This window comes from Pseudomonas sp. BJa3 (assembly GCF_026343815.1).
Taxonomy (GTDB): domain Bacteria; phylum Pseudomonadota; class Gammaproteobacteria; order Pseudomonadales; family Pseudomonadaceae; genus Aquipseudomonas; species Aquipseudomonas soli.
In genome coordinates, this window is the sequence record NZ_JAOXMC010000015.1 from 1 (window position 1) to 13,516 (window position 13,516).

A 13,516-nucleotide genomic window follows, 5' to 3' on the forward strand; every position below is an offset into this window, starting at 1 on the left:
TCCCTCCGCAAGACCTGCGTTCGGCCTCCTGAAGTCGCGAAGTTACGGGCGGCGCCTGGGCTGGCGCAGCTGTCGCTCGCGGGCTTCGGGGGTAGACTCTTGATCGGCAACGGCAACGGCAACGGCAACGGCAACGGCAACGGCAACGGCAACGGCGACGGCCCCACGCGTTCGCGTCAATGCGTCTGCCAGATCCCATTGTTGCGTTCGCAATCACTGCGCGCCTGCCCCAGGCTTGGGGTGTCGTAGTAGTAGGTGATGATCCGCGCATCCTTGGGCACGGCCGGCCGGGTCGAGGGCTCGCCGCGCCCTGCGGCATCAGGATTGGCCAGGGTCTCCTGGGTCAGCGGGGCGATGCAGCTGCCCACGCTGCCATCGGCGCAACGCTCGACCTTGCGTTTCTGGCTGTTGAGCATCTCCTTGCTCTCGTTGCTGCACGACCAGGCAATCGCTTCGGCAGGCATGTTGCCGTAGCTGTAGCAGGTATGCTGCTGCACCGGCTTGACCGCCTCGCTGGACGAGCGGGTGACCACGTCGCAACCTTCGGCCAGCACCTGCCCGCTGAGCAGGCTGCCCAGCAATGCCACACACAGAATGAACCGCATGACGAACCTCCCGGGCCGATAGGGCCCTCAACGCTTGTCCAGGGCTGGCCCGGCCTGTCGGCGCAGGGCCTTGGCGCGCTTCTCCAGAACCAGGTAAGTGATCACCGCCAGCAACAGCGGGATCAGGTAGTACAGCGTCCGATACCCCAGCAATGCGGCCACCAGCGTGCCCTGGCCCAATTGCCCGTGCAGCAGGGCAAGGAACACTGCCTCCAGCACCCCCAGCCCGGCAGGAATATGCGCCACCACCCCTGCCACGCAGCTGATCAGCAACACCCCCAGTACCGACGGATAGAACAGCTCCGGCGGCAGCAGCAGGTGGATCAGTGCCGCCATCAACGCCCAGTTGCTCGCGCCCAGCGCCACCTGGCACAACGCCAGGCGCAGGCTCGGCAGGGTCACTTCATGTCCGCGCAGATGCCAGGTACGTCGCTTGGCGAAGGCACAGGCGAGCAGGTAGGCGGCTGCAACCGCCACCATCAGCACACCGATCAGGCGCAGGCCGCCGGCGCCCACCGCCCAGCTTGCCGGCAGCTTGACCAAGCCCAGGGCGAACACCGTGCCGGCCAGCAGCAGATAGCCCATCCAGTTGGTCAACAGCCCCAGGGTGAGAATGCGGGTGATGGTCGCGGTGTCCAGCCCCAGCCGGCTATACAGGCGGTAGCGCAGGGCCACGCCGCCGACCCAGGTGGTGAAGTTGAGGTTGAACGCATAGCAGACGAAGGCCACCGGCAGCACCTGGCGGGCCGGCAAGCGGTGGCCGGTGTAGGCGCGAGCGAGCAGATCGTAGCTGGCAAACACCAGGTAGCTGCACAGGGCCAGCAACAGCCCCAGGGCCAGGGTAGAGGGCCGGTAGGCCAGCAGCGACTGGCGGACTTCGTTCCAGTCCAGGTTGCGTGCCAGGGTGAACAGCAGCACCGGTATCAATACCAGGAATAGCAGGGTGAGCAGCCGCATGCCCCAGGTCTTCCAGCGTGACTTGGCCATCAGGTCTTGCCCCCGTTGAAGTCCACCGGCGCTTGGTTGTCCGCCTGCAGCGACTGCAGACGCTGCCGGTGCGCGGGGAACCAGCCGGCGATGCGCGGGAAGTAGCGGGTGATGTGGAAGCCCAGGAAGATCAACGGCGCGCGCCACCAGTAGCCACGCACCATACGCTCCAAGGTCACACGCTTGCAGTGCGCGGCACTCAGTTCGCTTAAATGCCGGTACAGCCCCTCGTTGAAGGCACGATCGCGGATCATCAGGTTGGCTTCGAGGTTGAACGACAAGCTCAGCGGGTCGAGGTTACTCGATCCCACGGTGGACCATTCGTCGTCCACCAGCGCCACCTTGCCGTGCAACGGACGCTGGCAGTACTCATGGATCTGCACATTGTCGCGCAACAGGTAGTTGTAGAGCAGGCGCGACAGTGCGCGTACCCAGCGCATGTCCGGTTGCCCCTGGAGAATCAGGGTCACCGCCACGCCACGCCGGGCAGCGTTGCGCAGCTCGCGCAGCAATCGGTAGCCGGGGAAGAAATAGGCGTTGGCCACGACGATGCGTTGCCGGGCTTCACGGAAGACTTGCAGGTAGCACGCCTCGATGTCGGTGCGATGGCGACGATTGTCGCGTTCCACCAGCACGGCGCTGATCGAACCTGCGACGTCAACGCCCGGCACCACTGCGCTTGGCCCGCCCAGCACGGGGGCGAGCATGCGGCAGCTGGAAGCGTGCACCTGGGCCAGCACCGGGCCTGTGACTTCCACGGCGTAGTCCTGCTTGGCCTGCGGGCCGAAGTCGCCGAGATGGTCGGCGCTGTAGTTGATACCGCCAATGAACGCGCGCTGGCCATCGATCACCAGGATCTTGCGGTGCAGGCGCCGGAACAGGTTGGTACGCATGCCAGCCAGGCGCGGTTGCGGGTCGAATGCATGGAAGCGCACCCCGGCCTCGGTCATCGAGGCAATGAACTCGTCAGGCAGGTCGGCGGTGCCGTAGCCATCAACCGCCACCTCCACCCGCACGCCACGGCGCGCCGCGTCGATCAGCGCCAGGCGCAGCGGCTGGCCGACCTTGTCGTCGTAGATGATGAAGGTTTCCAGGAGGATCTCCTCCCGGGCTTGGGCTATCGCCTCGAACACACGCGGGTAGTACTGCTCGCCGTTGATCAGCAGTTCGACGTGGTTGCCGTCGCTCCAGGCCTGCTTCATAGCGTCACCTGCGCTACCAGCGGAGCATGGTCCGAGAGGTGCGACCATGGGTATCTGGACAACACCCGTGCCTCGCACGCCTGGGCATTGCGCAGGTAGATGCGGTCCAGGCGCAGCAGCGGCAGGCGCGCGGGAAAACTGCGCGCCGGCGTGCCGAAGGCTTCGCTCAGCGATACCGACAGCCGCGCATCGGCCTTCAGGCGCCAGTCGTTGAAGTCACCGGCGACGATGACCGGCTCCTCCGGCGGCAGGCGCTCGAGCAAGGCCAGCAACAAGTCGACCTGACGCTGGCGGTGCTCCTCGCGCAGGCCCAGGTGCACACAGATCGCATGCACCTGCTCATGGCCGGGCACTTCGAGCTGGCAGTGCAACAGGCCGCGCTCCTCGTTGCCATGGATGGACACATCGAGGTTGTCGTAGGCGCGGATGGGGAACTTGGAGAGCAGCGCGTTGCCATGGTCGCCATGGGGATAGACCGCATTGCGCCCGTAGGCGAACTGCGGCCACATGCTGTCGGCGAGGAACTCGTACTGCGGAGTCTGCGGCCAGGTCGGATGGCGCTCGGCATGGCGCTGATGGCTGCCGTGCACCTCCTGCAGGAACACCAGGTCGGCGCCGGTGGCACGCACCGCCTCGCGCAGCTCGGGCAGGATGAAACGGCGGTTGAACAGGGTGAAGCCCTTGTGCACGTTAAGGGTAAGCACCGTCAGACGGTTTACGGCCGTGACGTTGTCGATGATGCGGTCGGGGGCGGGCAGGGTGCCGTTCATAGCGACTCCTGCGGCTCGACGCCGGGTTCGGTCACCAGCTCGCCGTCCAGGCCCAGCTTACCCAGCAGGCGGCGGGCATCGTAGGGGGCATGTACCTTCTGGTCATTGTCGAAGTAGCAATACACATCCCGCGAGGCGCGTTTCGCCGGAGCGCGCCGGATGATGCGCTGGGCATCCTCCGGCTGGCCACCCGCGGCCCAGGCCTGGATGCGCAGGCGCCAACGACGCAGCGCGCTGGCGGTGTAGCCGCTGCTGTAGAGCTCGACATCGCCGTGCAGGCGCAGGTAGACGAAATCGGCCGTGACTTCCTCGACATAAGGCCATTTGCCGGCGCTGTCGGCGACCACCAGCGCGACCTTGTGCTTGCGCAGCAGGTTGATGAAGGTGTCGCAGAGGAAGCTCGGATGGCGGATCTCCACGGCATGGCGCAAGCGCGCATTGCCGCGGATGGCGCTACCACCGTTGTCCTGCAAGCGTTCTGCGGCCTGCCGGGCACAGGCGCGCGCGGCCTTACGGTCGCGGGGCAGCAGGGCGAGAAAATCGCTGATGCGCTCAGCGTCGAACTTCATGTTCGGGGGAAACTGCCAGAGGAACGGCCCCAGCTTGTCACCCAGCAGCAATGGCCCCGAGGCAAAGAAGTTGGCCAGCGGCTCGTCGATGTCGCGCAGCCGTCGCACATGGGTGATGTAGCGCGGCGCCTTCACCGAAAAGACGAAGCCTTCCGGTGTTTCATCGCGCCACTGTCGGTAGCGCTCGGGGGTCTGCAACGCGTAGAACGAGCCATTGATCTCGATGCTGTTCACCGCCCGCGAGGCGAACGCCAGCTCATCGTCCTGGCGCAGCCCCTTGGGGTAGAAGTCCTTGCGCCATGGGCCATAGCGCCAACCGGATATGCCAATGCGGATCTCGCTCACGAGGGCTCCCTTTCGTTCGTGCACTCTTGACTAGCGACCGGCATCGCGGCGTCAGGGTTCAGCAGGAATGACGAGTGGCCGGTGGCGCAAAACCCGGAACTTTGCCTGCCATCCGGCCCTCCACCACAGAGGGAAGCAGCCAATGGAGGCAACGCCGATGAACAGCGAGACAGAACCGGGAGACGTGCAGGCGCCGCCAGCACCGACCGAGGCAGACGATGAAGAACCCGAGGTGCTGCCGGACGACCCTGACATCAAGGGCCTGCCCGGAGAAACCCGGCAGCCGGCCTGAGGGAGCGCTAGCCATGAAATTCGATCGTTTCGCCCAATGGCTGGCCAACCGCAGCGGGCGCCCGGCGAGCTTCGTCATCGCATTGATGCTGATCATCGCCTGGGGCGTGAGCGGGCCGCTCTTCCATTTCAACGACACCTGGCAACTGGTGATCAACACCTCGACCACCATCATCACCTTCCTCATGGTGTTCCTGATCCAGAACACCCAGAACCGCGACAACGACGAACTGCACATCAAGATCGACGAACTGCTGCGCACCACCCAGCGGGCGCACAAGGCCCTGCTCGACCTGGAGGACATGGGCCCGGCCGAACTGCATGCGCTGCGCAAGCAGTACCAGCAACTGGGCGAGCACGACCAAGCGGCGCCGGGCAACGACGCACCGGCCAAGGACACCCTTGACTGACCCTGGAGGACGGCATGGCCAGACACATCATCCACTACACCGGCCCGATCAATTCCGCGACTTGCGGCAACCTCATCAACACCTGTTCCAAGGCCTTGCAGCAGGGCGCCGAGGTGTTGCAGATCAACATTGCCACCATGGGCGGCGAATGCAGCTACGGTTTCACCCTGTACAACTTCCTGCGCTCACTGCCGGTGCCGGTGCACACCCACAACCTGGGCACGGTCGAATCGATGGGCAACATCCTGTTCCTGGCCGGCAGCCACCGTACCGCCTGCGCCTACAGCAAATTCCTGTTCCACCCGTTCCACTGGACCCTGCACGGCTCGGTGGACCACTCACGGATGGCCGAGTACGCGATGAGCCTGGACTATGACCTGCGCCTGTATGCGCAGATTGTCGCCGAGCGCACCGAGGGTGCGAGCGAGCGGCTCGATGTGCCGCGCTACCTGATGGCCTATCCACGGATCCTGGGCCCCCAGGAAGCGCTCGACAGCGGGATGATCCACGCAGTGGACGAACTGCCGATCGAGGCCGCTGCCGTGCAGTGGAGCGTCCATGCCTGAGGCACGACGGCGCCCCGGCCACAGGCAGGCCGGGGCGGGTAGGGCGTCAGTAGGGTAGCGAGCCGCTCAGACCCTCGATCGCCTCGATCAGCTCGTCGTAGCCCACCGGCTTGTTCAGGTGCCGGTCGAAGCCCGACTGGCGCGAGCGGTACTGGTCGGCGCTGGCCCCGTAGCCGGTCAGGGCGATGGCCGGGGTATAGCGCAGGTGCTCCAGGCCACGCAGGGCCTTGATCAGGGCGTGGCCGTCCATGACCGGCATGCCGATATCCGAGAGGATGATGTCATAGCGGCCATGGGCGGCCGCCTCGAGTGCGGCCTGCGGGTTGCTGTAGGCCTCGACTTCGGCGCTTTCCATTTCCAGCAGTTGCTGCATCACCTCGAGGATTTCCACCGAGTCGTCCACCAGCAACACCCTGACCCCGTTCAAGCGGCCCTCGATGTTGTCGTCGCTGGTATCCGGCTGGGCCTGCTGTCCGGGGTCGGACAACGGCAGGCACACCGTGAAGGTGGCGCCGCAACCCAGGCCGGCGGACGTCGCGCTGACCGTGCCGCCATGCGCTTCCACCAGCTGGCGCACCAGCGACAGGCCGATACCGAGCCCGTCGCGGTGGTTGCCGGAGGCTTGTGGCGCGGCTTGGGAAAACAGGTCGAAGACGCTTTCCAGGCTTTCGTCGGTCAGGCCGATACCCTGGTCGATGACCTCCAGGCGCGCCTGGTTGCCATGGCGGGCCAGCGCCAGGCGGATCTCGCTGCCGGCGGGGCTGAATTTCAGCGCATTGTTGAGCAGGTTCCAGACGATCTGCTCGAGCCGGGTGCTGTCGGCCTCGACGTACACCGGTGCGCCGTCGGCGGGCAGCGCCAGGCGCACCTCGCAGGCGTGCTGCTCGTTGGCCAGCACGGCCTGGATGGCCTGCAGCACCGCGCACAGGTCGAGCACCTGGGTCTTGAGCTTGAGCTTGCCGGTGCGGATACGCGCGACATCGAGCAGGTCATCGATGATTCGCGCTTGGCTCGAGACCGCCTCACAGATAGTGCCGACCGCCTTGCTGGCGACACCGTTGCCCTTTACCGACGGGGACCGGCGCAGGATTTCGGCATTGAGCTGAATCAGGTTGAGCGGGTGCTTAAGCTCGTGGGACATGACCGCGAAGAACTCGTCCTTCATGTGGCTGGTGTTCTGCGATTCAGCGAGCTGTTTGCTTTGTTCATCGTGCAGACGCTTGTGCCCCGTCAGGTCGCGGGCAATCTTGACGTAGCCGCGCAGGCTGCTGCCCTTGAGGCGCGACACTTCACCGCTGCAGTAGAAGCGGCTGCCGTCCTTGCGCACATGCCAGCGCTCGTCCTGGCCACGACCGTGCAGGCGGGCACTGCGCAGTTCGCGCTCGGGCAAGCCACTGGCCCGGTCCTGCTCGGTGAAGATCAGTTGGTAATGATGGCCGAGCACCTCATCCTTGCCATAGCCGAAGATCAGCGCGGCGCCGGTGTTCCAGTCGGTGATCAGGCCCTGCTCATCAAGCAGGATGATGGCGAAATCATGGGTACTCTCGGCGACCAGGCGCATGCGCTCCTCGCCCTGGCGCAGGCGTTCCTCGGCGGCGCGGCTCTGGCTGATGTCGATGAAGGTCAGCACGGTGCCGTCGACGTTGCGCTCGCTGGCCCGATACGGCAGCAGGCGGGCCAGGTACCAGTGCTGGTTGTGGCCGACCACTTCGCGCTCGATGGTGGTCTCGCGTTCGACCACCGCCCGGGCGTCGTCGGCCAGGCCCGGATAGTCGAGGCGATGGGTGATGTCGAGCAGCGAGCGCCCGGTGTCCACCGGCAGCATGCTGAAGATATCGGTGGCGCGCGGGGTGAACCAGCGGATGCACAGGTTGCGGTCGACGAACACCGTGGCGATGTCGGTGGACGCGATGAGGTTGCTCAGGTAGTCGTTGACCTTGTCGGTTTCCTCGACCTTGATCTTGAGTTCGTAGTTGACCGTCAGCAGTTCTTCGTTGATCGACTGCAGCTCTTCCTTGCTGGTTTCCAGCTCCTCGCTGGCCGAGCGCAGCTCCTCGTTGATCGCCTGCATCTCTTCGTTGGAGGCGGTCAGCTCCTGGCTGGAAAACTCCGACTGCTCGATGGTTTCCTGCAACTGCAGGCGCGTGCGGTGCAGTTCGCGCTCCAGGTTGCCCAACAGCATCCCTTCGGTCTGTTCGACGCCGGGTGCCCGGGTGATCGCGTTGTCGGCTTCGCCGCTCTGGAAAACCACCAGCAGGCACTCGCTGCCACTGGGTTCGTCCTGGTGCGGTTGGACCAGGATGCGTACCCCTTCGGTATGCTCGTCGAGGTCGAGGGAAACTGTGCGCGACGTTACCGCCTGGCCGCTGCCCTGGGCCTGCAGCAAGGTGCTGCGCAGGGCCGGACGCAGCGGCGTGAGGACCAGGTTGAGCAGGTTGTGGCTGAGCTCGCCGCCGGCATGGCGCAGATAGCGCCCCACGCCCTCGCTCATGTGCAAGATATTGCCCTCGGTATCGACCACCAGGCTCGGCGGCGTGCAGCGGGCGAGGGCGCGGTGATGGATTTCGGCATAGGACAGTTTGCGGGCGGCGCGTGCCCGGGCCGGCGCCGGAGCGAGCGCAGGCTCGGGGGCTTGCAGGCGCGCCGGATGACGCACGGCCGCCACTTCACGGGCGCGGAAGATGCGGTTGCGCTTGTCCACGGCGACGAACAGGTCGGCCGCAAGGTCGGTGGATTCGGAGCTGCCCAGGAACAGATAGCCGCCCGGGCGCAGCGCGAAGTGGAACAGGCGCAGGATATCGCGCTGCACCTCCCGGTCGAGGTAGATCAGCAGGTTGCGGCAGACGATCAGGTCCAGTTGCGAGAACGGCGGGTCGGACAGCAGGTTGTGGCGGGCGAACAGGACTTTTTCGCGGATTTCCTTGCGCACCCGGTAATGCTGGTCCTCCTTGAGGAAGAACTGGCGCAGCCGGGCCGGCGACACATCGGTGGCGATGGCGTCCGGATACTGCCCGCAGCGACCGATGCCGATGGCGCGGTCGTCAAGGTCGGTGGCGAAGATCTGCACCTGGGCACTGCGTCGTTCGATCGCCAGCTGTTCGCTTACCAGCATGGCCAGGCTGTAGGCCTCCTCGCCGGTCGAGCAGCCAGCCGACCAAACACGCACCTCGCTGGCCGGCTCTTCGTTGCCTTCGCGGTTCACCAGGCCTGGCATCACATGGCGCTGCAGGGCCTCGAAGGCCTCGCGGTCACGGAAGAAGTTGGTCACGCCGATGAGCATGTCGGCCAGCAGCGCCCGTGATTCGTCCGGATGGCATTGCAGGTAGTCGCGATAGCCGGCCAGGTCGGTCTGGCCGGTCACGTGCAGGCGCCGCTCCAGGCGGCGCAGCACGGTGGCGCGCTTGTAATGGCTGAAGTCGTGGCCGGTGTTGTCCTGCAGCGACAACAGGATTTCGTCGAGCAGCGGGTCGCACGCCGCCGGGTCACCCTCGCGCTCGCCCAGCGCGGGCGGCAGGCTGTCGTCGTCGATGCGCGGCAACTTCACCTGGCGGGCGGTGCGCCACATCTCGACCAGGCGGGCGGGCATCTCGGCCACCGGCAGCACCAGGTCGACCATGCCGGTGGCCAGCGCCGCCCGGGGCATCTCGGGGTATTCGGCATCCTCGGGGGCTTGCACCAGGGTCACGCCGCCCTGTTCCTTGATCCGCGACAGGCCCACGGCGCCGTCGCTGCCGGTGCCCGACAGCACCACGCAGAATGCATGATCCTTGTGCACATCGGCCAGGTCGCGGAAGAACAGGTCGATGGCCACATGGTCGCCACGGCTGCGCTTGGCCGGGCTGACGCGCAGGTAACCGTCGTTGGTCGACAGGCGATTGGCCGGCGAAATCACATAGACATGATTGCGCTCGATCGGTACTGGTTCGCTGACCTGGCGCACAGGCATGCTGGTCACCGCCTGGATGATCCGGTCGGCCTGGCTCTGGTGGTCCGGCGACAGGTGCAGCACCACCACGAACGCCATGTCGCAGTCCTGCGGGGTGTGGCGGAAAAAGGTGCGGATTGCTTCCAGGCCGCCGGCCGAGGCGCCGATGCCGACCACGGGGAAATCCAGGTGGCTCGGGCTGAGTGCCGGATTGTGCGGCGAGGCGAGGGACGTTTTGCTGGAGGACTTCATGGCATCAGCCTTGTACGGACCTGGAAATGGCCCGCTTGGTCGGGCACTGGGCGCAGATTATAGGCTGCTGTTCATCCCGCCGACGAGCGGTTGGCGCCAAGCAAGGGCCGGTATACGAGGGTAAGCGGTCGGCAAGCACGGTGCATGGGGGCGTCTCCTTCGTCCACCGTCAGTAGTCAGAGCTGTGACCCTTGGCCAGGTGGATAAGTGCCGTCGGTCAGAACCTCGATACAACAAATGAGCCGTTGGCTTGCGCCCCTGTTCGTAATTAAGTGCACGGCATCTTCGCGCGGCACGTCCAATCCAGCGTAAAGGAGAAACGTCATGGCTCGTGACCAGGATCAGACCGGACAACGCGGCGGCACCAAGGAAACCAACCCCGGCAACTTCGCCAACGACCGTGAAAGGGCCTCGCGGGCGGGCCAGAAGGGTGGCCGCAACTCTGGCGGCAACTTCGCCAATGACCGCGCCCGCGCCTCCGAGGCCGGCCGCAAGGGTGGTCGCAACAGCCACGGGAGCACCAGCGGTTCGTGACCTTGCGGGCCCTCCCTTGCTGTTGTGGACATTTTTTGAATTTTCATGGAACGACGTGATCTGTCAGAAAGTCATCCATGGAGAAGAGGAGGGCCTGCGTCAATGCCAAGTCCCCAGCTGTTTACCATCGAATACCTGCTGCACGGCCAGCCACGACGTTTCATCATCCGCCAGGAACACATGGACAATGCCGAGGCCTGGCATTGGGCGAGTTGCGACGCGGGTTTGGGGATCATTCCGAAGTTCGGACGCGAGCGCATCAAGAAAGTCAGCCGGCCCATGGCCGAACGGCATGGGATAACCGAGGTGCGCTGGAGGGTGTGAACCGGCGTGGACCTGGGCAGCCAATAGACTTCAGTGAAAGAGCGGGCTTGGCCCGCTCTTTCACTGCCATGCACACTCAGGCGCCTGACTCCGGGTCGCTGGCCGGAACCGCGGGGCGGTTCTCTTCCTCGGTCAGGTTCGGGTCGGCATCCGGGTCGTCGGCCTGATCGTTGCGGCGGTCTGGCTCGAGTTCCGGCCAGTCGCTCTGCACATCGCCACCGCCCATCCAGTGTTTCGTGCTCATGTCGTCATCCTCTCCTCAGAGTGAAAAAACGGCCCACGCTCGGGCAGGCCGAACACAGGCGTGAACATCGCCACCCTCATGGATTGGGAGGTTGCAAAGCACTTGAAGGGTCGATTGCATGCCACGGCGCGCCGACCAGCGGTCGCTCAGTTGCCGGAATATTTCACCGCAGCGGCCGTGCGGGTCGGCACATTGAGGGTCTTGAGCAGCGACGACACATGGATGCGCACGGTGAATGGCGAGATGTCCAGTGCCCGGGCGATCTCCTTGTTGGTCTTGCCCTGGGCGATCAGGCGCAGCACGTCCTGCTGGCGGTGGGTGAGCTGTTCCAGCTCGCTGGGGGCATCCAGCTGTGGCAGCAACCCGCTGGGCGCGTAGTCGACCACCACTTCGCCGTCGCGAATGGCGAGGATGGCCGCACCGATGGCTTCGGGGCTGACGCTCTTGCCGATGAAACCATCGACGCCGGCGGCCATGACTTCGCAGATCACCTCCGGGTCGTCGACCATCGACACGACGATCAGCGTGGTTCGCTGCAATTGGCGGCGCAGTTCGGCGAGGCGGCCGATGCAGGTGAGGCCGGGGAAGCGCAGGTCGAGTATCAGGGTGTCGGGCGTCTCGCCCATGCTGGCCAGCCTGAGCACATCGGCCAGGCTGCCGGCTTCCTCCAGGCGCGCCTCGGGCAGGATGCGCCGCACGGTGTTGACCATGGCTTCCCTGAACAGCGGATGGTCATCCGCCACGATGATGCGGCAACTCACGTCGTGGAACTCCCTGTCAGCCGACACATGCTAATTTAGCAGTCACCTGCGGTTTTTTCCCACGCAGCGTGCCGCAAATGCCGACTGGCGCACAAGGACGTTACCCATGAAGTTCGAGAAGAACAACGAGCTGGACCAGGCCAACCTGCGCATCATCGTCGCCTCCTGTGCGATCAGCTACGTGGCGTTGCTGGGTTTCCTGCCGGGCCGCTCGCCTGCCACCTACCTGCCGGTGCTGCTCTACTACGCGGGATTCGTCGTGGTGTCGATCGGCATGCGCCAGGCGATCAAGCGCTGGCCCGGGCACTACCCGGCGCGGCGCATCTTCGGCATGCTGGGCGATTACACCGGCACCAGCTTCGGCCTGGTGGTCGGCGGTGAAACCGCGCTGCCGCTGTATGCGGTGATGGTCTGGATCAACCTGGGCAACGGCATGCGCTTCGGCTCGCGCTACCTGGCCATCGCCACCGTGCTGGCCCTGGCCGCGCTGGTTGTGGTGTGGCAGCTGACCCCCTATTGGCAGGAACAGCCGTTCCTGCTGCCGATGCTGCTGACCACCAGCACCCTGATTCCGTTTTATGCCCACCTGCTGCTCGAGCGCACGCGCAAGGCCACGGCCCTGGCCGAGGCGGCGACCCGCGAGAAGTCGCGCTTCCTGGCCCAGGCCAGCCACGACCTGCGCCAGCCGATCCATTCCATCGGCCTGTTCACCGCCTGCCTGCGCGAAGCGCGGCTGGGCGAGGAAGAGCGGCGCCTGGTGGACAGCATCGACCGCTCGCTGCTCAACGTCTCGCAGTTGTTCCGCTCGATCCTCGACCTGTACACCCTGGACAACGGCCGCGTACAGCCGAAGTGGGAAACCTTCGCCGTGGACGGCTTCCTGCGCGAGTTGTTGCGCCAGAACAGCGAGGCGGCGCGCTGGGCCGGGGTCGAGATGCGCCTGGTGCCCAGCCGCCACTGGACACGCGCCGACCCGGGGATGCTCGCGACCATGGTGCAGAACGTGCTGTCCAACAGCTTCAAGTACGCCGCCGGGCGCCCGTTGCTGATCGGCGTGCGGCCACGCGGCGAGGGGCTGGCCATCGTCGTCTGCGACCAGGGCCGGGGCATTGCCGAGGAGCACCAGGGTCACGTGTTCGAAGAGTTCTACCGGGTGCGCGAGGCACGTGACAAGGACGTCGAGGGCGTCGGCCTGGGGCTGGCCATCGTCAAACGCCTGGGGCAACTGATGGGTTTGGCGGTCAGCCTGCGCTCGCGCCAGGGGCATGGCACCACGCTGACCTTGCAAGGGTTGCCCAAGGTGCCGGCACAAGTGCCACGGGCCGTTGCCGACCAGGCCGTGCAGGCCGGCATGCTCACCGGTTTGCGGGTGTGCCTGGTGGAGGATGACCACAACGTCCTGCAGGCCACCAGTGCCTTGCTGCAACGCTGGGGGTGCGAGGTGCAGGCCGAGAGCTCGCCCTTTGGCCTGGCCAGTGACTGCGATGTGATCGTTGCCGACTACGACCTGGGCCCACAGGCCACCGGCATCGACTGCATCGACCAGTTGCGCGCGCAACGCGGCGCCGAAGTGCCGGCGCTGATCATGACCGGCCATGATATCGACAGGCTGCAGGGCGCCCTGCAGGCACGGGGTATCGCGGTACTGGCCAAGCCGGTGCGACCGGCGGAGCTGCGTGCGGCGCTGCGGGGTTTGCGTGAGAGCGTGGCAGCACCGGTGGTCTAGGCCGG

Annotated in this window: 13 protein-coding genes and 1 pseudogene; 6 read left to right on the forward strand and 8 right to left on the reverse strand. The window is 65.6% G+C overall.

Annotation, left to right across the window (positions count from 1 at the left end):
* Positions 1-176 precede the first annotated feature (176 nt).
* Genes OH705_RS18870 through OH705_RS18890 form a run of 5 tightly spaced genes read right to left on the reverse strand, consistent with a single transcriptional unit; the run spans position 177 to position 4,478 of the window.
* A complete protein-coding gene (locus OH705_RS18870; protein WP_023631785.1) occupies positions 177-605 on the reverse strand; it encodes a hypothetical protein in 429 nt (142 codons plus the stop codon).
* Positions 606-632: 27 nt separating this feature from the next.
* Complete coding sequence (locus tag OH705_RS18875; protein WP_267302739.1) at positions 633-1,592, reverse strand: lysylphosphatidylglycerol synthase domain-containing protein; 960 nt, start codon at positions 1,590-1,592, stop codon at positions 633-635.
* The gene (gene clsB, locus OH705_RS18880) at positions 1,592-2,794 is read right to left on the reverse strand and encodes a cardiolipin synthase ClsB (protein WP_267302740.1); all 1,203 of its coding nucleotides are present in this window, start codon (positions 2,792-2,794) and stop codon (positions 1,592-1,594) included. The genes OH705_RS18875 and clsB overlap by 1 nt, the downstream gene beginning before the upstream one ends.
* On the reverse strand, positions 2,791-3,564 hold the full coding sequence (locus OH705_RS18885) for an endonuclease/exonuclease/phosphatase family protein (protein WP_038706117.1): 774 nt from the start codon (positions 3,562-3,564) through the stop codon (positions 2,791-2,793). Before OH705_RS18885 ends, clsB begins: the two co-directional genes overlap by 4 nt.
* Positions 3,561-4,478: a DUF72 domain-containing protein gene (locus OH705_RS18890; RefSeq protein ID WP_104443884.1), complete on the reverse strand. Its 918-nt coding sequence runs from the start codon at positions 4,476-4,478 to the stop codon at positions 3,561-3,563. The genes OH705_RS18885 and OH705_RS18890 overlap by 4 nt, the downstream gene beginning before the upstream one ends.
* 157 nt (positions 4,479-4,635) lie before the next feature.
* On the opposite strand from OH705_RS18890, the gene OH705_RS18895 reads away from it, so the two are divergent.
* Genes OH705_RS18895 through OH705_RS18905 form a run of 3 tightly spaced genes read left to right on the forward strand, consistent with a single transcriptional unit; the run spans position 4,636 to position 5,745 of the window.
* Complete coding sequence (locus OH705_RS18895; RefSeq protein WP_256586252.1) at positions 4,636-4,770, forward strand: hypothetical protein; 135 nt, start codon at positions 4,636-4,638, stop codon at positions 4,768-4,770.
* 13 nt (positions 4,771-4,783) lie between these two features.
* Positions 4,784-5,179, forward strand: a complete 396-nt coding sequence (locus OH705_RS18900) for a low affinity iron permease family protein (protein WP_038706118.1) — start codon at positions 4,784-4,786, stop codon at positions 5,177-5,179.
* A gap of 14 nt (positions 5,180-5,193) precedes the next feature.
* Positions 5,194-5,745, forward strand: coding sequence for an ATP-dependent Clp protease proteolytic subunit (locus OH705_RS18905; protein ID WP_023631812.1), 552 nt, complete (start codon positions 5,194-5,196; stop codon positions 5,743-5,745).
* A gap of 46 nt (positions 5,746-5,791) precedes the next feature.
* Here the strand turns inward: OH705_RS18905 and OH705_RS18910 are convergent, their stop codons facing one another.
* Complete coding sequence (locus OH705_RS18910; RefSeq protein WP_094009891.1) at positions 5,792-9,922, reverse strand: CheR family methyltransferase; 4,131 nt, start codon at positions 9,920-9,922, stop codon at positions 5,792-5,794.
* 324 nt (positions 9,923-10,246) lie between these two features.
* On the opposite strand from OH705_RS18910, the gene OH705_RS18915 reads away from it, so the two are divergent.
* Together OH705_RS18915 and OH705_RS18920 are read left to right on the forward strand one after the other, a co-directional pair.
* The gene (locus OH705_RS18915) at positions 10,247-10,456 is read left to right on the forward strand and encodes a general stress protein (protein WP_023632601.1); all 210 of its coding nucleotides are present in this window, start codon (positions 10,247-10,249) and stop codon (positions 10,454-10,456) included.
* 102 nt (positions 10,457-10,558) lie between these two features.
* Positions 10,559-10,777, forward strand: a pseudogene (locus OH705_RS18920) (DUF6555 family protein); the annotation flags it as partial.
* A gap of 79 nt (positions 10,778-10,856) precedes the next feature.
* Here OH705_RS18920 and OH705_RS18925 read toward each other — a convergent pair.
* Positions 10,857-11,024: a hypothetical protein gene (locus OH705_RS18925; protein WP_160291368.1), complete on the reverse strand. Its 168-nt coding sequence runs from the start codon at positions 11,022-11,024 to the stop codon at positions 10,857-10,859.
* A 146-nt stretch (positions 11,025-11,170) separates the two neighbouring features.
* Positions 11,171-11,785 (reverse strand): LuxR C-terminal-related transcriptional regulator, encoded by a 615-nt coding sequence (locus tag OH705_RS18930; protein ID WP_267302742.1) that lies wholly within the window; start codon positions 11,783-11,785, stop codon positions 11,171-11,173.
* A 106-nt stretch (positions 11,786-11,891) separates the two neighbouring features.
* Between OH705_RS18930 and OH705_RS18935 the strand changes: the two genes are divergently transcribed.
* On the forward strand, positions 11,892-13,511 hold the full coding sequence (locus tag OH705_RS18935; RefSeq protein WP_038706120.1) for a hybrid sensor histidine kinase/response regulator: 1,620 nt from the start codon (positions 11,892-11,894) through the stop codon (positions 13,509-13,511).
* Positions 13,512-13,516: the final 5 nt, after the last annotated feature.